We start from the raw sequence: 26,012 nt of genomic DNA, 5'->3' as shown, positions 1-26,012 counted from the left end.
AGAAAAATATGATCAAACATCGTTATTTGCCTATGACGGAAGAAGACAAGAAAGAAATGCTGCAAACGATCGGAGTAGATTCAATAGATGACTTATTTTCGGATATACCGGATAAAGTGCGATTCAAAAGGGAGTACAATATTAAAAAAGCCAAATCCGAATCCGCCTTATTAAAGGAGTTGTCTCGGCTTGCTGCCAAAAATGCCGATTTACAACAACATGTTTCGTTTTTGGGAGCGGGAGTGTACGACCATTATATCCCGACAATCGTTGACCATGTGATATCTCGATCAGAGTTTTACACCGCTTACACGCCTTATCAGCCGGAAATTTCTCAAGGTGAGCTCCAGGCCATTTTTCAATTTCAAACAATGATATGTGAATTAACAGGAATGGATGTTGCAAACTCTTCCATGTATGATGGCGGAACGGCGCTTGCAGAGGCGGCCATGCTCGCTGCCGGACATACAAGAAGAAAAAAAGTTCTCGTATCAAGGACGGTCCATCCCGAATCACGCGATGTATTAAAGACATATGCCAAAGGCCAGGCAGTTGAAGTGATAGAAATTCCCGATAAAGATGGTTTGACTGATTTGGAGGCTTTAAAGGCTGAAATCAACGAGGAGGTTGCTGCGGTAATTGTACAATACCCGAACTTCTTTGGCCAAATTGAGCCGCTTAAGAAAATTGAACCGCTCATCCATGACGTAAAAGGACTGTTGATCGTTTCCAGCAACCCGCTTTCTTTGGGTGTTTTAACACCTCCAGGCGCCATTGGTGCAGATATTGTGGTCGGAGATGCCCAGCCTTTCGGCATTCCCGCTTCCTTTGGCGGTCCGCATTGCGGCTATTTCGCCGTCACGAAAAAACTTATGCGAAAAGTTCCGGGAAGACTTGTTGGACAGACAACAGACGAAGACGGCAAGAGAGGTTTCGTTTTAACGCTGCAGGCGCGCGAGCAGCATATCCGGCGCGATAAAGCAACATCCAACATCTGTTCCAACCAAGCTTTGAACGCCCTGGCTGCATCTGTAGCCATGACGGCTTTGGGAAAACACGGTGTTAAAGAAATGGCTGTTCAAAATATCCAAAAAGCACATTATGCGAAAAACGCGTTGAAAGAAAGCGGATTTTCTATCGCGTTTGACGGGCCTCATTTCAACGAGTTTATTGTAAAGCTCCGTAAGCCTGTCGGGGAAATAAATGAAAAGCTGTTGGAAAAAGGATTCATTGGCGGATATGATGTAAGCCGTGAGTATCCGGAGCTGAAAAATCATATGTTGGTTGCCGTAACGGAGTTAAGAACAAAGGAAGAGATCGATCACTTCGTAAAAGAATTGGGGGATTGTCATGAGTAAAGAGAACTTGCCTCTTATTTTTGAAATGTCAACGCCGGGCCGTATCGGATACAGCCTTCCGGAATTGGATGTTCCAGAGGTTGATGTCCATCAATTTATCCCTTCGGATTATTTGCGGGAAGAAGAACCGAAACTTCCTGAAGTATCGGAATTGGATATTATGCGGCATTTTACAGAGCTTTCGAAGCACAATCACGGAGTAGACTCAGGTTTTTATCCACTCGGCTCTTGTACAATGAAATATAATCCTAAAATCAATGAACAGGTTGCCCGCTTCCCGGGCTTTGCCCATATTCATCCTTTGCAGCCGGAATCGTCCGTTCAAGGCGCGCTCGAACTAATGTATGATTTACAGGAGCATTTAAAAGAAATTACTGGAATGGATGAAGTGACCCTCCAGCCTGCCGCAGGCGCACATGGGGAATGGACCGGTTTAATGATGATCCGTGCTTACCATGAAGCAAATGGTGACACAAACCGGACGAAAGTCATCGTCCCGGATTCGGCACATGGAACCAACCCTGCTTCAGCGACAGTAGCGGGCTTGGAAACTGTTACTGTACGTTCCGGTGAAGACGGACTGGTTGATTTAGATCACTTAAAAGAGCTTGTTGGTCCAGATACAGCCGCACTGATGCTTACAAATCCTAATACACTTGGGCTATTTGAAGAACAAATTGTGGAGATGGCGGAAATTATCCATGGAGCAGGAGGCAAGCTGTACTATGATGGCGCAAACTTAAACGCTGTGATGTCCAAAGCCCGACCAGGCGATATGGGATTTGACGTCGTCCACTTGAATCTTCACAAAACGTTTACAGGCCCGCACGGAGGTGGCGGTCCCGGATCCGGACCTGTCGGTGTCAAAAAGGATTTAATTACGTATTTGCCAAAGCCTGTGATTACGAAACGCGATGATCAATTTGTCATTGATTACGACCGTCCCAATTCCATCGGCAGGGTAAAACCATTTTATGGAAACTTTGGAATCAACGTCAGGGCATACACATACATTCGTTCAATGGGGCCTGACGGCCTCAAGGCAGTGACGGAATACGCGGTTCTCAACGCCAATTATTTGATGAGAAAGCTCGCTCCGTATTTCGATTTGCCGTATGACAGGCACTGTAAACATGAATTTGTGTTAAGCGGAAAACGCCAAAAGAAATTGGGTGTCCGGACACTTGATATTGCCAAACGTCTCCTTGACTTTGGCTATCATCCGCCGACAATCTATTTTCCGCTCAACGTCGAAGAGTGTATGATGTTTGAACCGACTGAAACAGAGTCGAAAGAAACGCTTGACGGCTTTATTGATGCGATGATCCAAATTGCAAAGGAAGCGGAAGAAAATCCGGAGATTGTCCAAGAAGCACCTCATAATACTATTGTTAAAAGACTGGATGAAACCCAGGCTGCCAGAAAGCCGATTCTTCGGTATGAAAAAGCATAAAACATATCAGCCATAGTAAAGACTGTATAAAAAAAGTACATTTGATAAGCTCCCCTTAAGGGGAGCTTTTTATGTCCACCGCTTTTAGCGATCACAGCTTGTAAAGATACAGATTTTAACCAAAGATAAATATTTGGGCATGAGGGGGAAAACGACCCCATTTCTCTCCACTCTGCTTATGATAAATAAAAAAGCAAACATCTTCCAAAAGGAACTTACACATAAAGGAATAATCAAGGAAATGATCGTCCTTCATGAAAAGGTATTTACGGTTATCGTCGAATGACCCTCGTGAATTTAAAAAAGCCTTGGTCATAAAGAGCTAGTGGCGAGAATGATTCCTAAAACCAAACACACTCATGCACATGTGACGGATCACATTTTAAAGCGGGAATTTACAGCAGTAAAACAATGAAAGGACGTTCCTGAGTTTCAAGATGGTTTGGACAAAGAAGAAAGCCAATTTTAAAGCGCGATTTTGGATTTGCGTGATGATCCATTAAGGGTATTCCAAAACAAACAGAGTAGACAAAGCGAAAGATACATTCACTACGGTAAAACTTCCCCTTATCCAAAGCGCCGTGCATATATTGCGTTGATACCGAGAACAGACACACATCAAGCATATGTATGAGTAACGAGCTATTGGGGAACAGTTTTGAAAGCTGTCCATAGCGATAAAGTAGATGCATATCAAGAAAAATGAAACGGCCTTAGTCCCTTTATATATAGAACTAAAACCGCTTATAGGTTTTTTATTATTTTCGCTGTTTACTTAGTGACAAGGGACAGTTCAAATTGATACGCCATTACCAAGTTTTAATAAGGTTCTTCAAAATGATGTGGTTCGCGATTTTTTCCAAGAAAAGAGTCCTTTTGAGTCAAAAAAATAGGGCCGATGACGAGTAGTTAAGCTGTCGTATTTTTCTGGGCTTCTTTTATTTCCAACTCTTTCACTTTAGTCTCTGACAAGTACTCGACCTTAATTCCGAAAAGTGCCATCAAGATCGCAATGATTGGAACAGCATAGTTCATGACCGCGTATGGCGCATAATCAACAGGGTGGACTGCAAGAGTTGAAAAAATGAACACGCCACATGTATTCCATGGTACAAAGACCGAAGTGATGGTTCCGCCATCTTCTAGCGCTCGCGACAAGTTTTTGGAATGAAGTTTCTTATCTCTATATGCCTTTAAATACATTCTTCCAGGCAAAAGGATAGAAATATATTGTTCAGATGCTGTTGCATTTGTAAAGAAAGACGAGAAAATGGTTGTAACAATCAAGCTTTTACCTGTGCGAGCTAATTTCAGGATTTGAGCCACAATTGATTTCAGCATGCCTGTTTGTTCCATTACTCCGCCAAATGTCATTGCTACAATTGTCAATGATACAGTGTACATCATATCATCGATGCCACCACGGTTAAATAATTCATCCACCATCGCGTTTCCGGTTTTAATTGAATACCCGCCTTGAAGGGTATTGACAGCATCTGCAATTGAGCCGTCTTGTACAAAAATATAACAAATCCACCCCATAAAAACCCCAATAAAAAGGGCCGGAAGCGCTGGCATTTTTTTAGCCACCAAGATAATGACCAATACTGGGACGAGAAACAGCCAAGGAGAAATGACGAAATTCTCTTGTAATGCAGTTAAAATGTGACCGATTTCTCCGGCGTCCATAGAGGAAGAAGAGAATCCCCTTCCTAAAAAGATGTAGACGATAAAGGCGATGGCCAGTCCAGGGATTGTAGTGTAAATCATATGTTTAATATGATCGAATAAGTCAGTGCCCGTAATCCCCGCTGCCAAATTAGTCGTATCTGAAAGCGGTGACATTTTATCACCAAAATAGGATCCTGAAATAATCGCTCCGGCTACCATCGGTGCAGGGATGCCCATACTGATTCCGATCCCCATTCCGGCAACTCCGATCGTCCCCATTGTTGACCAAGAACTCCCGATGGCAAGCGTGACAACCGCACAGATTGCGCATATAGAAGCGAGAAATAATGAGGGTGTAATCATTTTCAGACCATAATAAATCATGGTTGCAATAATGCCACCGCCAATCCATGCCCCGATAATCATTCCAATAGTAATGATGATCAAAATGGCCGGCAGAGCCAGTCGAATCCCTTTGTATGCTCCTTCTTCGATAACATCCCATTTATAACCCAATCGCCAAGCGATGAAAGCGGACACAACTGTTCCCACAAGAAGCGGAATATGTGGACTTCCTTCAAACTTGATAATGGTAACTGCCATGACGGCTACCATCACGATTAACGGTATGATAGCCAGAAAGAAAGGAACATGTATTTCTGGCTTGTTTTCTTTCATGGATTTTCTCCTTTCAATTAAGTTTAACGTCAAAACTATAATAATATATAAAGGTGAATTGATAAATGCAAAATTTTTAAGCTCAGCGCAAAATTTTTTTGCGCTTTCGCAGTTGTTTCTATTATAATTCTGAAAAAAATAGGACACCTTAGTTGATCAGTTTAATAAAAATGAAATACCTGGCTCGCTTCGTTTGCTATGGCTTTAGATAGGAAAAGTTGAAATGCGTTTTATACCGACTTTCTGCAAGGTAAACCCACATTTGACCCGATGGAATTAAACAAGTCAATTCGACCTAACAAAGCAAGGGCAACATCTCAAAAGTTTCATCATTGAATGCAGCAAAAAGGGGACGTAACGGGAAAAGTATGTGTAAGAACGATCCGTTTCCTTTGTTTTCTGTACGAAATCGCTGTGGCCAACTCATGTACCATCATCTGCCTCCTGTTATTTTCCCATGAAAAACCGCCTCGTTATCCATAGATAAGAATAGTGAATATACCTACAAATCGATTCCCGCCATTCTTATCTTTTAGCAAAATAATGCTACACAATCTGTTGCCGAAGTTTTGTTTGGCCAGTCCCTCCGCTTTCTTGAATAAGAATTCGTTTCTTAGAAATGATTGAATAAGGATTATTTTTTATTAGAACGTAAAAATGATTGCGCCATAATGAAAATGACACTTTGTTTTTCACAAGAGGTTTTGGTAAAAAAGATGGCAAGTTTTATTTGCTTGCCTAAGGATATGGAAGCCTGATAAATTTGATAGGCGAGGGTATGAATAAAGAGGGAAGACCTTTTATTTTTTGTGATTGGCAACATCGCCTTTATTTTATAAGATATAAAAGACGTTGATAGGCAGACTCACGTACGGTTATGTAAGAGGCCGGGGGATCCATTCCCCCTCCTGCTCAATGTCCATAAGTATTCTGGCGGTTTTTTTAATACCGCTCATTGCATACCGCTGTCCGGGCGCTTGTTTTATGATTTCTTTTTAATTTTTCCCGTCCAATTTTTGTAGCCGCCTTGCAGATGGTACAGCTGACGGTATCCTTTTTTGTAAAGAATTTGGGCGGCCCTTCCACTTCTCATCCCGCTTTGGCAATATAAGTAGACCGGTTTATCCGGACGAATTTCCTTCATTCTCATTTTTAACTGAGACATTGGAATACTTCTCGCGCCAAGGATATGGCCGCCGTCATATTCTTTCTGTTCACGCACATCGATGAGTTGTGCTTTGCGGTATCCGGCACGAAATTCATCTTCCGTCAGCGTTTTTAATATTTTCTTTTGTTGGAAATAGTTAAAAAGAGAAAAAGCAATAACTACCACCAACAAGCCAATTGTTGTATAAAGAAGTACCAACTCCATAGCCCCTTTCTAGTAATAACCCTATTCTCTATTATATTCTCCAAATGACGATGAATCAAAGTTTTTTCCTCTATTCCACTCCAACAAAAAGTAAAATGTTAAATTTGTTGAAAATCAACGATTTGTGCTGTGGTATCGGTTAATCTCTTCTTTTATCTCCCGGAATCTCTTAATTTTAAATTTGACAAATGACGATTGTTTAGCTCCGAAACACAATATATAGTAGAGTTGTTTCAAAATAAAATCAATATATTGTGTTTAAGGATTGATTTTCTGGATAAATATATGGTAACGTATCTATGACAGATACATAAGTAAGGTAACTTACCCGAAATGTTTTTGAGAAGGAGTTGGCAAAATGTCTGTTGCATTTACGAAAAAACCGAATCTAAATATTGAAAGGCTTAATGAAGACATTCAATTATTTAAGCATGTTCATCCTATCACACCTGATATGCGAATTACCCACAAAGGGGTCTCAAGACTTGTCATGATTGACAGGTATGCATATAAAGATACCGAAAAAATCACTTTGAGTGAAGGTGACTTCGTCGTGTTGACGATTAAAGAAGACCCGAAGTTTCCGGCAAGGGGATTGGGCTTCATCCAATCCATTGATTGGGAAGAAAAGACAGCCGAAGTGATTGTCGAAGAGGAGTACCGAAGTGCCTTGGAGGATGAGGTAGAGAGAGAAACAGGCATCATTGTCCGTCCTCTTGATATTATAGAAAAACCATTGGAAGTTTTTTACGAGCAAATTGCAAAAAGAAATGCAACAGGTCTTGCCTCCGTCGAAAAAACGGAAGAGAAAAGACAAGAATGGTTCGAAAAATTTTATGAAGAGCTGGTTAATTTGCATTTCGTCCCTGCCGGACGAGTCTTATATGGAGCGGGCTCCGGTACGGATGTCACTTATTTTAACTGTTATGTGATGCCATTTGTCGCTGATTCGCGCGAAGGTATTTCCGAACATAGAAAACAAGTAATGGAAATTATGAGCCGCGGTGGGGGCGTCGGAACAAATGGATCGACATTGAGACCGCGCAATACGTTGGCTCGCGGAGTAAACGGAAAATCTTCCGGCTCTGTTTCTTGGCTGGATGATATTGCCAAACTGACACATCTCGTCGAACAGGGAGGATCTCGTCGGGGCGCGCAAATGATCATGCTTGCCTCTTGGCATCCTGATATTGTGGAATTTATCATCTCCAAAATGCAAAATCCGCGTATTCTGCGCTTTTTAATTGAAAACACCACGGACCCGGTCATCAAAAAGCACGCAAAAGATAAATTGAAATTCACCCCGCTTACACAAGCGGAGGAAGCTATGTATCAAGGTGTCCTCAACTATCGAAATATACCCGGCCATGGCGGTTTCAACGAAGAAATATTCCAAAACGCCGAAGAAAAATTAAGGGAAGGCGGAACATATTCAGTTCATAATCCTGAATTTTTAACAGGAGCCAATATTTCGGTATGTATTACAAAGGAGTTTATGGAAGCTGTAGAAAAGGACACCGAATATGAACTTTGTTTCCCAGATGTCGAGAATTACGAAGAGGAAGAAATGACCATTTACAATGAACAGTGGCACAAGGTGGGAGATGTTCGCGAGTGGAAAAGACTTGGCCACAAAGTGCGTGTTTACCGTAAAATGAAAGCCCGCGAACTGTGGAACCTTATCAATATTTGTGCGACGTATTCTGCGGAACCAGGCATTTTCTTTATTGACAATGCAAACGAAATGACGAATGCGCAAGCATACGGACAAAAAGTGGTAGCGACCAATCCTTGCGGTGAGCAGCCATTGGCTCCTTACTCCGTATGTAATTTGGCGGCTGTGAACCTAGCGCAAATGGCTGATAAAAAGAAAAAGGAAGTCGACTTTGAAAAATTAAGACAAACAGTAAAAGTCGGCGTGAGAATGCAGGATAACGTAATTGATGCAACACCATACTTCTTGGAAGAGAATAAAAAACAGGCACTTGGCGAGCGCCGGATCGGTCTTGGTGTCATGGGATTAGCAGATTTGCTCATTTATTGTGAAAAGGAATATGGCTCCAAGGAAGGAAATGAGCTTGTAGATCAAGTGTTTGAAGTCATTGCAACAACCGCCTATGAAGAGTCTATTGAATTGGCAAAAGAAAAGGGCAGCTTCCCGTTTTTAAGAGGAGAAACAGAGGCGGAGACAGCCAAGCTTCGCGAGGCATTTACCAACACCGGCTTTATGAAGGGAATGCCAGAAGAAATTCGTGAATCGATCAAAGAGCACGGCATTCGCAACTCGCACCTTCTGACTGTAGCTCCAACTGGCTCCACCGGAACAATGATTGGCTGCTCAACAGGGCTTGAACCATACTTCTCCTTTACGTATTACCGCAGCGGCCGCCTCGGAAAATTCATTGAAGTGAAGGCCGACATTGTGGAAGAGTATCTGAGGGAGCATCCGGAAGCAGATAAGGACAAATTGCCGCATTGGTTTATTACGGCAATGGATCTTTCCCCTGAAGCTCATGCGGATGTACAGTGCATCATCCAGCGTTGGATTGACAGCTCCATATCCAAAACGGTCAATGCGCCGAAAGGATATACCGTCGAGCAGGTCGAAAAAGTGTACGAGCGGTTGTATAAAGGCGGAGCCAAAGGTGGTACCGTATATGTTGATGGCAGCCGTGATTCACAGGTGCTCACATTAAAAGCAGAGGATAACAGCTTTGAGGAAAAGCAGGAAACCGAGCAGCCGGAACGCCCTGTCGTATTAGTTGATACCATTCAAGATGTCCGTTCGACGAGTGTGACGATCGGCTCCGAATTGGGGAATACATGTCCAGTCTGCCGCAAAGGACAGGTAAAAGAGATCGGCGGATGCAATACTTGTGATAATTGCAACGCTCAGTTAAAATGTGGACTATAACCAACATAGTCGGCTGACCCGTTTATTCGGGTCAGTTTTTTTTAGGGATTGTCATCAGTTTCCAACATTCCAACAATTTGTTCTAATTCCCGTTTTATCAAACATATATCAATATAAGTGAGACTTATGGGGCTTTTCGCACTGGTTGTTAGTTGAACCATCGGGCTTTTACAGCGGCTGATCTCCTTGTTGAAGTGGGCGGCTTCAGTTAAGGCGGATAAACAGCATTGAGAAAGGCGGGCAAAACAATGGAAATTGACGGGGTGTTTTCGGGAGGGGGCATAAAGGGTTTTGCTTTGCTTGGGGCACTTGAAATATTGGAGGAGAGGGGATTCACATTCAAGCGGCTTGCAGGAACAAGTGCGGGAGCGGTGATTTCCGCATTAGCGGCAGCCGGCTATTCCAGCAAGGAAATGATTGATTTGATGAAAAGTGTAGATATGAAAATATTCCTTGATCGCAGAAAAACTCTCTTGCCTTTTCAAATGGCCAAGTGGCTGTTACTTTACTTTCGAATGGGTATTTACCGGGGCGATTTATTGGAGGACTGGCTCGGAAAAAAACTTGCACACAAAGGTGTCTATACGTTTAAAGATTTGCCTCCTGATTCATTGCGGGTCATTGCGTCTGATCTATCAGCGGGCAGATTGCTTGTCCTTCCGGATGACTTGGGAAAATATGGGGTTCCAAAAGAAACGTTTCCAGTGGCACGAGCCATTCGGATGAGCTGTGCGATCCCTTATTTTTTTGAACCCGTTAAACTCCGCTCATTATCCGGAACCAATATGATCGTGGATGGAGGCCTATTAAGCAATTTCCCCATTTGGCTGTTTCAAAAGGACGGGAAAAAACCAAAAAGACCGATCATCGGGGTAAAACTGAGCCATCATACAGAAGAACAGCCAGAAAGAAATATTCAAAACGGGCTGCAGCTCGTTGAAGCATTATTTACTACGATGAAAGATGCGCACGATGCAAAATATATTTCCCGGAAACATGAAAAAAACATTATTTTTATCCCCATGAACGAAACGTTTTCGATTGAATTTTCCATTGATAACCAAAAAAAAGAAGCCCTTATTGAAAAAGGGCGCGAGCGAGCCAGGATGTTTTTAACATCTTGGGTATACTAAGTATTCATCAGACAGCGTCGATTAAAAAATCGCTCTGTCTTTTTTCTTGCTTTTCTTTCCTTCAATAACGGTTAAATGGGCAGTAGATCTTCTACGCAACGGCCTGTTTCGCAAATGGCTTTTTGCCTTCATTTGGCTTTTACGCCGTTTTGCCCGTAATTTAGATTGCCTTGCCGCTTTGGCAAATGCATTTCTTTCTCTGCGGCTCGGTAACCGATTGCTCACAAGCCGAAAGATCAGCAAAACAATAGCAACCGTAATCGCGATAATGAACAGTTGCCTAAACAGACCTGCCGGGTTGGTGAATAAATAGGAACCGAGACCCACGACAGCCAAGAGAAAGATTCCTCCTATAATCCAATTCCGTACATTCAAGAGCGCCACCTCCTTGGGAGTAATGGACATCTTTCCCAAAAAGCAATGCATTTATACATAATGAACAACAATTTACACTCATACTTATCTCACTTTTCTTTTCCACATCGGCAAATCTTTAAACGAAGGACCGAGATGTTTATTTGACAAAATCCCGACATTTTTAAAAAAACGCCAAGGGTAAATGGTGAAAACTTACATCAATGACCTAGTTTATGGTAAAACTGAGAGTTCCTGCAGGATTGCTTGTATCAATTCTTTTCCGGTGCGGATGTTCAGGGTGATCTGTTCAGCCCGCGGGAATTCGGAGAGCAAGGATTAAAAGCCTGTGAGCCTTACGAATTCAGGGGCGTTATGGTTACAAAATTGACGACGCATATCTATTGTTGTTTTATGTTTCCGTAAAAGTAACGATGCTGGCAGATTGTGACATTTCTATTAAGAAAAGTGAGGCGTGACAACTTTGTTCTTTACATATATTTTACTAAATAAAAGAAAATATAACCAGATAAATGATCCGCGTGAAAAGAATTGAAAAGTCAGGACATGATAGTAGTGGAGGTGTTTTTATGGAAAACGAAACGTATTATAATATATCCCTTTTGACATTGGCGATTGTGACAGGATTGACGGCCGGCATATTCGGATGTTTAATGGGTTACGCCTTATATTATTTGAACTTTACGGAAATTCGTCCAAACATCATTTTGACTCCCGTAGCCGGAGGATGGAAAAGCAACTGGGCAGAGATTATCATTGTTTCTATGGTGTATGGGCTCATCTCCATTGTTCCCGCGCTTATTTATTATGCTTTATTGAGAAAAAAGAAATCATTTGCATGGGGAATTTTATATGGCGCAGTACTGTTTGTCGTCGTTTTTTTTGTACTGCATCCGTTATATCCAAATGCAAAGTTACTCATAACATATGAGTTAAATACGGTTTTGACTGGACTGACCTCCTTTCTTTTATATGGGGTTTTCATCGGTTATTCGATCTCCTATGAGTACGAAGAATCGATTTATGTAAAAAAACTAAAGGGACATTCTTGAACAATGTTTTTTCTGGATTTATATGTTAAACTGATCACATGCTGAATAGGTGAGACGAGACTTCATAAAAGATCCATTCCAAAAAATCGGGACGGGAGAGATCGGGATGGCAAGAGTAAAAAAAGTACAGCAATTATTACCGCAGTATGGAATTGACGGCATACTCATCATGAGTACATATAATCGCCGATACGTGACAAATTTTACCGGTTCGGCCGGTGCCGCGTTAATACTTTCAGACAGTGCCTATTTTATTACAGACTTTCGTTACGTAGAACAGGCAAAATCTGAGACAAGCGGGTACGACATTATCCAGCACAACAGATCGCTTATTGAGGAAGTAGCCAATATCGTAAATGAGTCGAAAATCGGAAAGCTCGGCTTTGAAAAGGACCATATTACTTATTCAACGTGGGAAAAGCTTGATCAATCAATAGAGGCTGAGACGGTTCCTGTATCTAACATGATTGAACAACTCCGCATGGTCAAATCTGAAGAGGAAATCAATACGATCAAAGAAGCCGCAAAAATTGCGGACAATGCTTTTACTCATATTCTTAACTACATGAAACCAGGCGTGGCAGAGTTGGATATAGCCAATGAGCTGGAATTTTTCATGCGAAAAAATGGGGCTGCTTCATCGTCATTTGATATTATTGTCGCCTCAGGCAAACGATCCGCCTTGCCGCATGGAGTGGCAAGCGACAAATTGATTGAGAGCGGAGATTTCGTCACGTTGGATTTCGGCGCATTGTATCAAGGGTATGTTTCCGACATTACCCGCACAGTTGCAGTCGGAAATCCGTCTGAAAAATTAACGGAGATATATGAGATTGTGCTGGAAGCCCAAGTTCAGGCCGTGGATCAAATCAAACCTGGCATGACAGGACGGGATGCCGATGCGATTGCCCGTGATTACATACGTGAAAAAGGATATGGAGACAATTTTGGGCACTCGCTCGGCCACGGTATTGGCCTTGAAGTGCATGAAGGGCCTGGTTTGGGGAGCAGGTCTGAGACGACACTAGTTCCCGGGATGGTAGTAACGGTTGAGCCAGGCATCTACTTGCCGGAAATTGGCGGGGTCCGTATTGAGGATGACATAGTCATGACTCAATACGGGAATGAAACATTAACACATTCACCTAAAGAATTAATCATTTTATAACATGTATCAGGAGGAAGACATATGATTTCAGTAAACGACTTTCGAACAGGCTTGACAATTGAAGTAGATGGGGGAGTTTGGCGCGTCTTGGAATTTCAGCATGTTAAGCCGGGGAAAGGTGCTGCCTTTGTCCGTTCCAAATTAAGAAATTTACGGACAGGCGCAATTGCTGAAAAGACGTTTCGAGCCGGGGAAAAAGTCAACCGGGCCCAAATTGATAATAAAGCGATGCAATACTTGTATGCAAGCGGGGATCAGCATGTATTTATGGACCAGGAAACATATGAACAAATTGAATTATCGGCTGATCAAATCGAGCATGAATTAAATTTTCTGCTTGAAAATATGGAAGTTCACATCATCATGTATAACGGGGAAACACTCGGAGTCGATTTGCCAAATACTGTACAATTAAAAGTTGTTTCCACTGAACCCGGCATTAAAGGCGATACTGCTTCAGGGGGATCAAAACCGGCAACACTTGAAACCGGGCTCGTTGTTCAAGTTCCGTTTTTTATCAATGAAGGGGATACGTTAGTCATTAATACTTCAGATGGGTCATATGTTTCCAGGGCATAAATTTTCACAAAGAGACTGGGACATAAGCAAATACGACCGAACAATTCATTTATAATTGTTCGGTTTATTTGTGTGAAAAAATCCCTATCATGGCTACGTCAACATATTTCGCTTTCCGCAGGTCTTTTCAGCTTCCTCGGAAAGCAAAGGTCGCTTTCCTGCGGGATCTTCAGCTCGAGCTATTCCCGCAGGAGTCTACCTATTTTGACGACGTTAAAAGCTTGCGTATGATACACTGGGACCATTTATCCCGCATGTAAGGTGCCGTAAGCTCCCACTTCAAAATCTTGGGTGAATACAAAAGGTCTAAGTGGAAGAAAACGGCACCTAAATGCCCGATTGGTTCAACTAACATTTAGTAGGAGCCCTCATGGAGAAAATCGCTTACACCGCTATAAATCCTCTTTACTCGCTTATATCTGATAACCATTCAAAGGTCATCCTACCTGCAGACGAAAGTTCATTCGTGCATGAAATAAATTTGGGGAGGAATTTCAGAGGAAAAGGTATATAATTGATGTATTCTTGCAGAACATAGAATCATAGAGGTGGTCTTACGTTGAACTCGTTATTCCAAGGAAAAGATATCCCCTATATATGTACGCCTCTGGTTGGACGTAATAGGGACGACATTATGGAAGAACTTGAAAAAATCATTCCCAAAAATCCTGATTTAATTGAATGGAGGGCAGATTTTCTGACAAATATTCATGACACTGAATATGTCATCTCCTTATTGAAAGAAATTAAATTCAAGGCGGGTCTTCCCATCTTGTTTACGATCCGTTCAGAGAAAGAGGGGGGAGAACCCATTCCGTTATCTGAACATGACAAAGTGGCTTTGCTATGCCAAGTAAGTAAAAGCCGGAATGTTGATATCATTGACTATGAAGTGTCTAATAAACCTGCATTCATACAGAAAATAAGAAAACAGACCAAAGACAACAACAAAAAGCTTATACTATCTTACCATAATTTCGACTGCACTCCGGGTAATCAAGAAATCATCAAAAAGCTCTTTTTATGTGAATTTTACGGAGCCGACATGGCAAAAGCGGCGGTTATGCCGAACAATAAAGATGACGTCCTGAGACTTTTACAAGCGACGAAAGATGCTGACGATGTATTAACCATTCCGGTTATAACCATGTCTATGGGCGGCCTGGGGGCACTCAGCAGAGTAATTGGATGGGTGTACGGATCCGTTCTCACTTTTGGATTGGGCGTTCACAACTCCGCTCCCGGCCAGGTTCCAATTGAGCGTTTACAGCAAATGATCACAAAAATGAAAGAGTCAATGGGTTATCAATAACAATCTAACCCATTTGGAGTTCTTAGCTTGAGTAAAAATAGTTTTGGCAGTCGATAAATGGATTGCCCGTTTGCAACCCTGTATATTGGCCAAGGTGAAGGCAGCTTCATGTTTCCATCAGGAAGGAGAAAAGGACAACACAAAAATAAGGGACCGGGACAAAACCCTGTAAAAATGAAACAAACCGCATGGAATCAAGTTTCAAAACCTTGATTTCACGCGGTTTTATTCTCACATTTTTACGAATATCAATCAGCTTTCAACTTATGTCCATCAGCATGTTTAGTTATGGCCCAGCCCTTCGCTTTTTATTGTTGGGCAAGCGTACGATGTCAAATAGTTTTGATTTTAAGGCATGATAAGCACACGAATTCCAGTCGAATTCCAAATCATGGATGAATTTTCCAAGCCGATTGCAAACAATCAACGATATCATCCGCCACTTCTGCGGCTGATTTAGCATCTATTGTTACTTTTAAGTGGTGTGTCGCGTAAATTTTTTGGCGTTCGTCAAAAAGCTTTCGTATTTCGTCTAAGGTGCGACCTTGTAATACAGGCCGGGAGTCAATCAGCATGTGCAACCTTTTTTTCCACTCTTCCCACGGTATATCAAGATAAACAACAAGGCAGTTTGATAGGCACGCTTTCCTGACCTCCTCATTTAAAAAAGCGCCTCCTCCGACCGAGATGATTTTCCATTTTTGTTTGCAATAAGAAATGACAGTTTCTTTTTCATATTTTCGAAATGTTGATTCTCCGTATTTGTTGAAGATTTCAGTCGTGGGCATGCCGAAGTCGTTTTCAATCACCTGGTCAATATCAACTAAGCTCCTGTTTAGCTTTTGGGCAAGTAGCTGCCCAACGGTTGTTTTTCCAACACCCATAAAACCAATCAATACGATGCTTTTTTCCCTTATATCCATATCTCTATTTATCACGATTAAACACTCTTTTCAATTTGTTGTTAAAAATGTATTATATCAGGAATGATCGCGAACGTCTCCAATCCACATAGTCGAATATATAAAAAATTCCTGAGCGGAAGAGAACTTTAAACAGCATTTCCGAAAGAATCATATTTATAATCCATACACAAAAAAGCTCCCATGCTATAAAAAAATGGGAGCTTTTTTGACGATTAATTATTGTCCAGTGTTCTATTCACTGCTTGGGCGAATACATATTAGTAGCGAAAGGCGGAGAAGGAGGATTGGGATGGATGCCATATTTCGTGTTTTGCCGACCCATATGAAAGATTTATTACAAGGGCTTTCCAAAAGTATTTTGGAAGAAACGGAAGAAATTCGGTTAAGAGTGAATCGGCCTATTGAAGTTTCATCCAGGGGAATCCCTCATTTTCTCCCATATCTATTTACCAAGAGTGATGCGGAACAACTCATCAGCAAACTGGCTAATCACTCTTTTTATACATTGGATGAAGAGCTCAAAAGAGGATATGTCACCATTGAAGGCGGACACCGGATCGGGCTTGCCGGGAAAACCATTTTGGAAAGCGGACACGTAAAAGCCTTGAGACATCTGTCTTCCTTTAACATTCGAATAGCGCGAGAAAAAATCGGTTCTGCAAATCCGTTGCTCCCTTTTTTATTTGATGGAAATTGGAAGCATACGATGATTATCGGGCCTCCGCAATCGGGAAAAACGACTTTATTGAGAGATATTGCCCGGATCATATCTGAAGGGTGTCCTGAAAAGGGGATACGGGCGATGAAGGCGGGGGTCGTGGATGAAAGGTCGGAAATTGCAGGGTGTTTACAGGGAGTACCCCAGCTTCAGTTTGGCCCCCGAATTGATGTGCTGGATGCCTGTCCAAAAGCTGAAGGAATGATGATGATGATCAGGTCGCTCAGTCCCGATGTTTTGATCGTGGATGAAATTGGCAGACAGGAGGATAAAACAGCCATCATGGAAGCTGTGAATGCCGGTATTACTTTAATGATGACGACGCATGGCAATAACTTGGAAGATATAACAAAAAGACCGCTATTAAAAGAAATTATTGATCAACAAGTGTTTGAAAGATTTCTTGAGTTATCTTCCAAAGGTGATCCCGGCAAGGTGTATTCAATCAAAGACATGCATGGACAGGCAGTGGGAGTCCATGTTTAAACTGATCGGGGCAGTGCTCATTATATGTGCGACAACTTGGGTGGGGATTGAATCTTCCAATCATTTTATCAGGCGCACGAAGCAGCTCCGGATGGTCAGGGAATCTTTGCAAGCACTTGATGCGGAGATCATGTACAATCATACGCCGCTTCTGGAAGCGAGCAGAAAACTGGGAGCGCAGCTCCCCCACCCTATCGGCACTTTCTTTACAACCTTTTCCGATCAATTGAAAGAACCTGAGGTTATGGTAAAAAACGCCTGGCGGGAAAGCTTGGATAAAATATGGGACCAAACAGACCTGAAACAAAGTGAATATGAAATACTCGTCCAATTTGGGGAAAATCTCGGAAAACATGACCGGTTTACTCAGCAAAAACATATACTTCTTACTCTGACCCATCTGGAAAGGGAAGAGTCGGATGCTCGTGAAAAACAAAAGCAATATGAAAAATTAATGAAGAGTCTCGGTTTTTTGTCGGGCCTGCTATTCATTATTTTGCTTTTGTAAGTGGGAGGAGATGTAATGGGCATTGAGGTGGATGTTATTTTTAAAATAGCGGGCGTTGGCATTGTCGTTGCTTTTCTGCACACCATTCTGGATCAGGTAGGGAAAAAGGAGTATGCGCAATGGGTGACCTTATTCGGTTTCATCTACATTTTGTTTATGGTTGTAACGATTGTTGACGGGCTTTTTCAAAAAATAAGATCAGTGTTTTTATTTCAATGATGGGAGGGGAAAGCCATCGCAATGCTGCAAATAGCTGGCCTCGCCCTGATTGCTACTTTTCTTGCCTTGATTATTAAAGAACAGAAGCCCACTTTCGCTTTTCTGCTGATCCTGTTTACGGGCTGTTCTATCTTTTTATATTTGGCAGACCAAATCTACAACATTATTATGCTGATTGAACATTTGGCTGCCAGCGCAAACGTCAATACCGTTTATGTCAAAACAATCTTAAAAATTATCGGCATTGCGTATTTAGCCGAATTTGCCGCCCATATTAGCAAGGACGCCGGAATGGGAGCCATGGCAGCGAAGGTGGAACTTGCCGGAAAAATCCTCATATTGGCGATGGCCGTACCCATTTTGACTGTATTAATAGACACTGTGATCAACTTATTGCCAGTCAGATAAAAATCTGTTCCAATCGGGGTGAAAAGGATGCGGCGAACACTACTGATTTCTTTCTTTTGCATTTTTTTATTTTCGGGACCAGCCGTTTCCCAGGCCCAAGACGAGGATCCAGAAAGCAACGATATATTATCAAATATCGTAAAAGAACAAATGGAGACACTTGGGCTAGATGATTTGAAAAGCCACTGGGAACAGATTATGGACGAATATGGCGGATATTTGCCCGAAAGCCAGAGGGGAACCCTTATCGAGTTTTTGCAGGGGGACAAGTCCTTTTCGATCAAAGGGTGGTTCACGGGGATAGTTGCATTTGCGTTTCAAGAGCTGACGATGAATGGGAAGCTGCTTGGGACATTGTTATTGTTAACGATTTTTAGCGCGTTTCTCCAATCGCTTCACCACGCATTTGAAAAAAGTGCTGTATCAAAAGTCGCCTACTCTGTTATTTTCATGGTGCTCATCATATTGGCCTTGAACAGCTTCCGGGTGGCAGTCGATTATGCCATTGGGGCGATAGATTCCATGACTCAATTTATTTTTGCGCTGATTCCACTTGTTCTTGGTTTAATTGCTTCGTCTGGAGGCGTCACTTCATCTGCTTTATTTCATCCATTATTGGTTTTTTTAATCAATACAAGCGGCTTGCTTGTCAAAAATATCGTTCTCCCGCTTTTATTGTTGGCGTTAATTCTGCAGATTGCCAGTTCGCTGAATGAGCAATATAAAGTTACACAACTGGCGGGATTGTTAAAAAAAATCAGCATCGGTCTCCTTGGAATTTTTATGACTGTACTGCTTGGGGTTATTTCCCTGCAAGGAACAGCTTCAGCGGTTGCAGACGGGGTCGCGATCAGGACGGCAAAATTTGTAACAGGGAACTTTATACCGGTTGTGGGCAGGATGTTTACAGATGCAGCCGACACTGTATTAACAGCAAGCCTGCTATTAAAAAATGCCGTGGGTCTTGCCGGAGTGGCCATTGTTTTGATCATAGCGGCATTTCCGGCAGTCAAAATTTTAATGATTGTCTTTATATATAAATTGGCCGCGGCGTTGCTGCAGCCAATTAGCAACGGGCCAGTAATCTCATGCCTTGACGCAATCAGCAAAAGCATGTTGTACGTGTTTGCCTCTCTGGCAATCATCTCCTTCATGTTTTTTTTGGGCATCACCATCGTTATCACTTCCGGCAACATTACAATGTTTATCCGGTAGAGGAGGGGCGGCATTGGCATTTTTAACAGAGTGGATCACCAATATCGTCATTTTTATCATGCTTGCTATGATCGTCGATATGCTTCTGCCTGACTCGAGCATGAGGAAATATGTCAAGCTCGTAACCGGGCTGTTGCTTATAACGATCGTCATAACTCCTGTTTTCAAACTATTTTCTGCTGATGTGGAAGACCTCATTGCCGCCTTTTTTGATCCTCATGATGAAACCGGGGCCATTCTTCAAGAAAAAACAGAAGAGAAAAAAAAAGAAATAGAATCATCAAACGATGCATATATATTAAAGCAAATGGCTGTCCAAATGAAAGAATTAGTAGAGAAGGAGATGATCAACCGATATGGAATGGTCATAACGAACATCAATATTAAAAGCAAACCCGGCGCGGAAGACATGCCAGAAAACATCCAAAAAATTACGGTTCACCTGGAACCGGAAACAAAGACGGGAGAAATCAAAAAGGTACAGGAAGTAACGGTTGACCTCGAACAACAGTCGACAGACCGGCTTCCGGAATCAGCAGAAGACATGATAGCCATGCTGTCACAGTATTGGGATGTACCAGCGGAAAAAATAGAAGTTGCAGGCGAGGGGAGGAACCAATAATTTATGAAAAACGGTCCTCTTGATTGGTTGAAAAACATATTTGACGGAAATAAAAAAGATGGCCGTAACAAAAATAATAAGTTTTATTATGCGGCCATACTGATTCTGGCCGGTGTGGCGCTGATGATTATTTCTGATCTCGCAAAACCTGATAAAAATCATGAGCCGGCAGCCGTGTTAAAAGAGGAAGAAGCAAATGAGAAATATACAGAAACTTTCGGCTCCACTAAAGATGCCGAGGAGACAATCAAATTACTGGAAAAACAGTATGAAGACGAAATGAAGGAAGTGTTGAACGAGATTGTCGGAGTCCATGACGTCATGGTCTTTGTCAATATAGAAGCTACAAAGAAAAATGTCTATGAAAAAAACATGACACTGAAAAATCAAACAACAGTAGAGGAAGATAAAGAGGGAGGAACAAGGAAAGTAGAAGACCAGTCAACCGAAGACGAACTTGTCCTCATTCGGGAAGGTGATAAAGAAGTGCCACTTATTTCGGAGACGAAAAAGCCTGAGATTAAGGGCGTTTTGATTGTGGCGGGAGGAGCTGAAAAGTTGCAAGTGAAAAAATGGATTGTAGAGGCGGTAACAAGGGGACTGGATGTCCCAAGCCATAAAGTGGCTGTCATGCCGAAAAAGTCAAAGGGGGATTCGTAAATGTTGTTGAAAAAACAAACAGTTTGGTTGTTGACGATGCTGAGCCTTGTAGTGGTATTGTCTGTTTATTATGTAACATCCGATCCGGCAAAGGAAGATATCGCCGCCACTAAAAATAGCACCGAGGAAAAAGGGGAAGCGAGTAAACAAGACATGAAAGTACTTACTGAAGCGGCGGGGGATGAAGCATTTGAAGCCGTCCGGCTTGACATCCAGGATAAAAGAGGCAAAGAAATAGCCGACTTGACAAACAAGGTGGCATCCCCTGATTTATCTGCAGATGAGAAAAATGAGCTGGTGACAAAAATGAACGAGCTGACCGCACTTGATACAAAAGAGAAAACCTTGGAAAGCTTAATCAAGACACTTGGTTATGAAGATGCTTTAGTCAGAGCAGAAAATGATCAATTTTTAATTACTGTAAAAGCGAAAGAACATTCCCGAGCCGATGCGGCCCGCATTTTACAAATGGTCAGAGAAGAGCTCGGAACGAACACGGTGGCCACAGTAGAATTTCAGACGAAATGATAGAAAGACGGAGGGAATCAATCCTGTCCGTCTTTTTATTTTCCATACATATTGGTTCGTCGCAGTAAAAAGTTCGCGGCTTCTTTCTGTCTTTCATTGAATTTATGGCACCTGTTATATTATGATATTAAGAGCTATCCATAACTTTGAAGGAGTGTCGTACATGTTGAAGGTACAGGAAATACGTGAAATCATTAAGTTAGTAAATCAATCGGATATTGACGAGTTTGTTTATGAACATGACGGTTCAAAAATCAAGTTGAAGAAAAAAGGCTATAAAACTGTACAAGAGGCACAATCCCAGGCACCAGTCCAACCGCTTCCAGAACAGCAGATTATTCCAAGTGAAGCGCCACCTGTGCAGCCTGCACCTGTACAGACACAAACAGAAGCCGACTCGGTGCAGCCAGCTACTGCTCAGGAAGCCGACGATGAGAGCAACTTACATAAAATTACTTCTCCAATGGTCGGAACGTTTTACCAGGCTCCTTCACCTGACAGTGAACCTTACGTAAAAGTGGGATCCAGTGTAAATGAAAATACCGTTGTCTGCATCGTTGAAGCGATGAAACTCTTCAACGAAATTGAAGCAGAAGTCGAAGGGGAAATTGTACAAATATTAGTGAAAGATGGTGAACTCGTAGAATACGGCCAACCATTGTTTTTAGTGAAGCCTAGGTAAGGAGCGAATGAAATGATAAAGAAAGTATTAATTGCCAACAGGGGAGAAATTGCTGTCCGTGTCATCCGTGCCTGTATGGAAATGGGGATAGAAACGGTAGCGGTTTACTCGGAAGCGGATAAAGAGGCATTGCATGTACAATTGGCGGATGAGGCTTATTGTATTGGTCCGAAGGCGTCCAAAGACAGTTACTTGAACTCGGCAAATGTGGTGAGTGTCGCTAAACTGACGGGCTGTGACGCCATTCATCCCGGTTACGGATTTCTGGCGGAAAACGCAGACTTCGCTGAACTATGCCGTGAATGCAATATCACTTTTATCGGCCCGAGCCCGGAAGCTATTTCAAAAATGGGAACAAAAGATGTGGCCCGCGCGACAATGAAAGAAGCAGGCGTCCCGATTGTTCCCGGATCTGAAGGTATTGTGGAAAGCACGGAAGAGGCGATCAAGATCGCAGAACAAATTGGCTACCCGGTTATCATTAAGGCTACAGCTGGCGGAGGCGGAAAAGGAATCAGGCCCGCGCACAGCGAAGAAGAATTGATCAAGGGAATGGAAGTCACCCAACGCGAGGCGTTAACTGCTTTTGGAAATCCAGGAGTCTATATTGAAAAATATATCACCGATTTCCGGCATGTAGAAATACAAATCATGGCTGATAATCATGGAAATGTGATCCATTTGGGAGAAAGGGATTGTACAATCCAGCGCAGGCTGCAAAAGCTGCTGGAAGAAACGCCGTCCCCCGCACTCAATCAGGAATTGAGGGAAAAGATGGGGCAGGCTGCCATCAATGCCGCAAAAGCAGTTGATTATTCCGGAGCGGGAACAGTGGAGTTTATTTTTGACCATAGGGAAAATACATTTTACTTTATGGAAATGAATACAAGAATACAGGTTGAGCATCCTGTCACGGAAATGGTAACGGGTGTTGATTTAATTAAGGAACAAATCAATGTGGCGGCCAATCATGAGCTGTCGCTTACCCAGGAAGAAGTGGCGTTGAAAGGGTGGTCGATAGAGTGCCGAATTAACGCGGAAAATCCGGAAAAAAACTTCATGCCCTCAGCAGGTACAATTGACATGTATTTACCTCCAGGTGGTATGGGTGTCCGGGTGGATTCCGGAGTATATCCGGGCTATACGATCCCCCCTTACTACGATTCCATGATTGCAAAGGTGATCTCTTACGGAGCCACCCGGGAAGAAGCCATCGCGAGAATGAAAAGGGCGTTGGAAGAGTTTGTCATTGAAGGTGTTCATACGACCATTCCGTTCCATTTAAAGCTTTTGGAAAACGAAGCGTTTGTGAGCGGTGACTTCAATACGAAGTTTCTTGATCTGTATCCGATCATGAATGAAAAATAAACGGAGGTGTTACAAGTGGAAGAAAACGTAAATATGTTGGAAATGAATCAGGACGATGATCAGGCTCATGGAAAAATCGAAATTGCCCCTGAGGTAATAGAGGTAATTGCCGGGATTGCGGCTTCTGAAGTAGAAGGGGTCGCCCAAATGCGCGGCAGCTTTGCGACTGGTGTAGTGGAACGACTTGGCAAGAAAAACCACGGAAAAGGCATTCGTGTTGAACTGGCCGAAGATGGCATAAAGGTCGATGTGTATTGCTTGATGAAATTTGGCGTTTCCATCCCGACAGTAGCTCAAAAGGTTCAAGATAATATTAGGCAGGCACTTTTGAACATGACTGCTCTGGAAGTCGAAGAAGTGAACATTCACATCGTTGGAGTGACATTTGACAATCCGAAACAAGAGCCGGAACAAGATTATCAAAACCAATAAAAAGAGCCAGAGGTGAAATCCCTTTGGCTTTTTCGTTGTTGGGAAATAGAAAAAATAATTCGATATTTTCACGAGGCTAATGCTCGGTTTTGTCTGACATCACTTTTGAAAAACGTCGCATTTTTTACAGGAAATATGCATTGTTTATTGCCGCAATGAACATATTCATTACCCCGGGTACAATTACAGCGAGCAACGGCTTCCTTAACACAAGCTTTTTTAACAAAATAGGAAAGCTCCGCTGTTGTATGACTATGCGTACGAAGTAATGGGCGTTAAATCATTGTCAGCGTTTCGTCTTCTCTCCGCGAAAAAGCCCCCGCTTTTTTTGCGTGGTTTTCTTTTACGAGGAAGTAAGTTCAGAGCACGACGATAAGCAATAAAAAAGTTCCTGCGACATCGCTTTTTTTCGTAGAAGCTTTGTTCAGCTTGGCGCAAAAGTCCCACAAAGCTTATTTTGAAGAGCAAATACAGACTATTTTGGCTCGTTCGTCCCCGCTTTAACTCAGCGATCACCCGCTGCTAGAAATTTTGCCTTATCCCGCTTTAACTGGCAGTAAGGCGGCCTCCTTTCAAGGCATCGAGGTAAAACGAGAAAAGGAATCGGGCTCCAACTTCCAAGCGCCCGATTGGCTCAGCTAGCAACCAGCGGGCAAAAAACAGGAAAAACAGCCGCTATTAGAAGTTTCGTGGCGTGTCCCAGCTTTACGTTGTTAAACGAAAAGCTTGTGCTTTTTCTCATGGAAGACGGCTTGATTTTCGCCCGTTGTGGTAAAATAAAAATAAATAAAATGGCCATTCGTTGAAAAAGGAGTTTTAGAAAAAGATGAAAAGAAGATTGGCGCGTGAAAAGGCGCTGCAGGCACTCTTTCAGATCGACATGAGCGGTGCCGATACAAAGGAAGCATTAAATCATGTTCTTGATGAAAGTCCCTCAGATGCATTTTTAGAGGAGCTTATATTTGGTACCGTTAAAAACATCGGGAACATCGATAAAGAAATCAGCAGACACTTGGAACGCTGGTCGATTGAGAGGCTGGCAAAGGTGGATTTAAACATTCTCAGGATCGGAACGTACGAACTGAAGTACTCTAATGTTCCTCCAAATGTAGCGATTAATGAGGCCGTTGAAGTGGCGAAAAAATTTGGGGATGAAAAATCGGGGCAATTTATTAATGGAATTTTATCAAAAATAAAAGGAGAGAAACAGGGGCGGGAGGAATCAACATGAAAAATAAGACAATAAATGGAAAAGACATATCGAAGAAAATAAGGAGCGAATTGGAAGAAGAAGTGGCAGCCCTTATCGAAAAGGGCGTAAAGCCAGGGTTGGCAGTCATTTTAGTGGGGGATGACCCTGCATCCAAAACATATGTCAAATCCAAGCAAAAAAGCTGTCGAGAAATTGGCATGGAGTCCCTCTTAATCGAATTGCCTTCTGATACACCTGAAGAAACATTGTTGGCTGAAATTACAAAACTGAACGAAAATGATGCGATTCACGGCATTTTGGTACAACTGCCGCTCCCATCTCATATTTCAGAAATGAAGGTAATCGAAAAAATTTCACCGGAAAAAGATGTCGATGGATTTCACCCCATAAATATTGGCAGAATGATGACTGGCCAGGACACTTTCCTGCCTTGTACACCGTTTGGGGTAATGGAAATGTTAAAGCACACGGGAATTGATCCGGAAGGCAAACATGCTGTCATTATCGGCCGGAGCAATATTGTCGGAAAACCGATGGGACAGCTTTTACTCCGGGAAAATGCCACCGTGACTTACTGCCATTCCAGAACGGCAGATATGAAATCATTGACAAATCAAGCCGATATTCTCGTCGCCGCGGTCGGGAAGCCTAAAATGATCACAGCGGATTATATCAAAGAAGGAGCTGTTGTTATTGATGTCGGGATTAACAGGGATGAAAATGGCAAGCTATGTGGTGATGTCGATTTTGACGATGTAAAAGAAAAAGCCGCTTTCATTACACCCGTACCCGGAGGCGTTGGACCGATGACGATTACCATGTTGCTGTACAATACCGTTAAATCAGCAAAAAGGACTTTAAATCGTTAGCAATCAACAAGCAGACATTGTAAAATGAACATATGGATTGCACGGAAAGCTGTCACATTCATAAGGACAGCTTTTTTGCTGAAATAGGGGTAG

25 protein-coding genes are annotated in these 26,012 nt (G+C 42.4%); 21 read left to right on the top strand and 4 right to left on the bottom strand.

From position 1 onward, the window contains the following. The first annotated feature begins 11 nt into the window (after positions 1-11). Positions 12-1,358, top strand: a complete 1,347-nt coding sequence (gene gcvPA, locus JOC94_RS03620; protein ID WP_077111398.1) for an aminomethyl-transferring glycine dehydrogenase subunit GcvPA — start codon at positions 12-14, stop codon at positions 1,356-1,358. Beyond that, the gene (gcvPB, locus tag JOC94_RS03615) at positions 1,351-2,811 is read left to right on the top strand and encodes an aminomethyl-transferring glycine dehydrogenase subunit GcvPB (RefSeq protein ID WP_205178665.1); all 1,461 of its coding nucleotides are present in this window, start codon (positions 1,351-1,353) and stop codon (positions 2,809-2,811) included. The genes gcvPA and gcvPB overlap by 8 nt, the downstream gene beginning before the upstream one ends. A 909-nt stretch (positions 2,812-3,720) precedes the next feature. On the opposite strand, the gene nhaC is transcribed toward gcvPB, so the two are convergent. Both nhaC and JOC94_RS03605 read right to left on the bottom strand, forming a co-directional pair. Then, positions 3,721-5,160 carry a Na+/H+ antiporter NhaC gene (gene nhaC / locus JOC94_RS03610; RefSeq protein ID WP_205178663.1) on the bottom strand — a complete coding sequence of 480 codons (1,440 nt, stop codon included), beginning with the start codon at positions 5,158-5,160 and terminating at the stop codon, positions 3,721-3,723. Between the two features lie 982 nt (positions 5,161-6,142). Then, positions 6,143-6,526, bottom strand: a complete 384-nt coding sequence (locus tag JOC94_RS03605) for a rhodanese-like domain-containing protein (RefSeq protein WP_408021898.1) — start codon at positions 6,524-6,526, stop codon at positions 6,143-6,145. 364 nt (positions 6,527-6,890) lie between these two features. Between JOC94_RS03605 and JOC94_RS03600 the strand changes: the two genes are divergently transcribed. Then, the gene (locus tag JOC94_RS03600) at positions 6,891-9,446 is read left to right on the top strand and encodes a vitamin B12-dependent ribonucleotide reductase (RefSeq protein WP_077111367.1); all 2,556 of its coding nucleotides are present in this window, start codon (positions 6,891-6,893) and stop codon (positions 9,444-9,446) included. 248 nt (positions 9,447-9,694) lie between these two features. Then, positions 9,695-10,579: a patatin-like phospholipase family protein gene (locus JOC94_RS03595; RefSeq protein ID WP_077111397.1), complete on the top strand. Its 885-nt coding sequence runs from the start codon at positions 9,695-9,697 to the stop codon at positions 10,577-10,579. A gap of 21 nt (positions 10,580-10,600) precedes the next feature. Here the strand turns inward: JOC94_RS03595 and JOC94_RS03590 are convergent, their stop codons facing one another. Then, on the bottom strand, positions 10,601-10,954 hold the full coding sequence (locus JOC94_RS03590) for an SA1362 family protein (RefSeq protein WP_083717470.1): 354 nt from the start codon (positions 10,952-10,954) through the stop codon (positions 10,601-10,603). A gap of 569 nt (positions 10,955-11,523) precedes the next feature. Here JOC94_RS03590 and JOC94_RS03585 point away from each other — a divergent pair. The 4 genes from JOC94_RS03585 (at position 11,524) to aroD (ending at position 15,065) form a co-directional block, all read left to right on the top strand. Then, positions 11,524-12,006 (top strand): YqhR family membrane protein, encoded by a 483-nt coding sequence (locus tag JOC94_RS03585; RefSeq protein WP_077111363.1) that lies wholly within the window; start codon positions 11,524-11,526, stop codon positions 12,004-12,006. 106 nt (positions 12,007-12,112) lie between these two features. Continuing rightward, the gene (locus tag JOC94_RS03580; RefSeq protein ID WP_077111361.1) at positions 12,113-13,174 is read left to right on the top strand and encodes a M24 family metallopeptidase; all 1,062 of its coding nucleotides are present in this window, start codon (positions 12,113-12,115) and stop codon (positions 13,172-13,174) included. 21 nt (positions 13,175-13,195) lie between these two features. Then, positions 13,196-13,753, top strand: a complete 558-nt coding sequence (gene efp / locus JOC94_RS03575; RefSeq protein ID WP_077111360.1) for an elongation factor P — start codon at positions 13,196-13,198, stop codon at positions 13,751-13,753. Between the two features lie 559 nt (positions 13,754-14,312). Continuing rightward, entirely contained in the window at positions 14,313-15,065 is a 753-nt protein-coding gene (gene aroD, locus JOC94_RS03570) for a type I 3-dehydroquinate dehydratase (protein ID WP_077111358.1), read from the top strand. Between the two features lie 389 nt (positions 15,066-15,454). Here the strand turns inward: aroD and JOC94_RS03565 are convergent, their stop codons facing one another. Beyond that, entirely contained in the window at positions 15,455-16,003 is a 549-nt protein-coding gene (locus tag JOC94_RS03565) for a shikimate kinase (protein WP_205178661.1), read from the bottom strand. Positions 16,004-16,280: 277 nt separating this feature from the next. Between JOC94_RS03565 and spoIIIAA the strand changes: the two genes are divergently transcribed. The 13 genes from spoIIIAA (at position 16,281) to folD (ending at position 25,919) form a co-directional block, all read left to right on the top strand. After that, on the top strand, positions 16,281-17,195 hold the full coding sequence (gene spoIIIAA, locus JOC94_RS03560) for a stage III sporulation protein AA (RefSeq protein ID WP_205178658.1): 915 nt from the start codon (positions 16,281-16,283) through the stop codon (positions 17,193-17,195). Continuing rightward, on the top strand, positions 17,188-17,703 hold the full coding sequence (spoIIIAB, locus tag JOC94_RS03555) for a stage III sporulation protein SpoIIIAB (protein WP_205178656.1): 516 nt from the start codon (positions 17,188-17,190) through the stop codon (positions 17,701-17,703). The genes spoIIIAA and spoIIIAB overlap by 8 nt, the downstream gene beginning before the upstream one ends. 15 nt (positions 17,704-17,718) lie before the next feature. Continuing rightward, entirely contained in the window at positions 17,719-17,922 is a 204-nt protein-coding gene (spoIIIAC, locus tag JOC94_RS03550) for a stage III sporulation protein AC (protein WP_057983258.1), read from the top strand. A 21-nt stretch (positions 17,923-17,943) separates the two neighbouring features. Then, positions 17,944-18,330 carry a stage III sporulation protein AD gene (gene spoIIIAD / locus JOC94_RS03545; RefSeq protein ID WP_077111354.1) on the top strand — a complete coding sequence of 129 codons (387 nt, stop codon included), beginning with the start codon at positions 17,944-17,946 and terminating at the stop codon, positions 18,328-18,330. Between the two features lie 27 nt (positions 18,331-18,357). Further along, complete coding sequence (gene spoIIIAE, locus JOC94_RS03540; protein WP_205178654.1) at positions 18,358-19,545, top strand: stage III sporulation protein AE; 1,188 nt, start codon at positions 18,358-18,360, stop codon at positions 19,543-19,545. Positions 19,546-19,558: 13 nt separating this feature from the next. Then, the gene (gene spoIIIAF, locus JOC94_RS03535; RefSeq protein WP_077111352.1) at positions 19,559-20,167 is read left to right on the top strand and encodes a stage III sporulation protein AF; all 609 of its coding nucleotides are present in this window, start codon (positions 19,559-19,561) and stop codon (positions 20,165-20,167) included. A 3-nt stretch (positions 20,168-20,170) separates the two neighbouring features. After that, positions 20,171-20,827: a stage III sporulation protein AG gene (gene spoIIIAG, locus JOC94_RS03530; protein ID WP_077111351.1), complete on the top strand. Its 657-nt coding sequence runs from the start codon at positions 20,171-20,173 to the stop codon at positions 20,825-20,827. Next, a complete protein-coding gene (locus JOC94_RS03525; protein WP_077111350.1) occupies positions 20,828-21,355 on the top strand; it encodes a SpoIIIAH-like family protein in 528 nt (175 codons plus the stop codon). Positions 21,356-21,518: 163 nt separating this feature from the next. After that, positions 21,519-22,037, top strand: a complete 519-nt coding sequence (gene accB / locus JOC94_RS03520; RefSeq protein ID WP_077111349.1) for an acetyl-CoA carboxylase biotin carboxyl carrier protein — start codon at positions 21,519-21,521, stop codon at positions 22,035-22,037. A 12-nt stretch (positions 22,038-22,049) separates the two neighbouring features. Next, positions 22,050-23,405: an acetyl-CoA carboxylase biotin carboxylase subunit gene (accC, locus tag JOC94_RS03515; RefSeq protein ID WP_077111348.1), complete on the top strand. Its 1,356-nt coding sequence runs from the start codon at positions 22,050-22,052 to the stop codon at positions 23,403-23,405. 33 nt (positions 23,406-23,438) lie between these two features. Then, positions 23,439-23,837, top strand: a complete 399-nt coding sequence (locus tag JOC94_RS03510; RefSeq protein WP_213088969.1) for an Asp23/Gls24 family envelope stress response protein — start codon at positions 23,439-23,441, stop codon at positions 23,835-23,837. Positions 23,838-24,663: 826 nt separating this feature from the next. Beyond that, complete coding sequence (nusB, locus tag JOC94_RS03505) at positions 24,664-25,068, top strand: transcription antitermination factor NusB (protein ID WP_077111345.1); 405 nt, start codon at positions 24,664-24,666, stop codon at positions 25,066-25,068. After that, entirely contained in the window at positions 25,065-25,919 is an 855-nt protein-coding gene (gene folD / locus JOC94_RS03500) for a bifunctional methylenetetrahydrofolate dehydrogenase/methenyltetrahydrofolate cyclohydrolase FolD (RefSeq protein WP_077111344.1), read from the top strand. The genes nusB and folD overlap by 4 nt, the downstream gene beginning before the upstream one ends. The last annotated feature ends 93 nt before the right edge of the window (positions 25,920-26,012 follow it).

The sequence above is a fragment of the Siminovitchia thermophila genome (assembly GCF_016909185.1).
GTDB lineage: Bacteria > Bacillota > Bacilli > Bacillales > Bacillaceae_C > Siminovitchia > Siminovitchia thermophila.
Note: the sequence above shows the minus strand (reverse complement) of the source record. Positions and strands in the feature narration are given on the sequence as shown.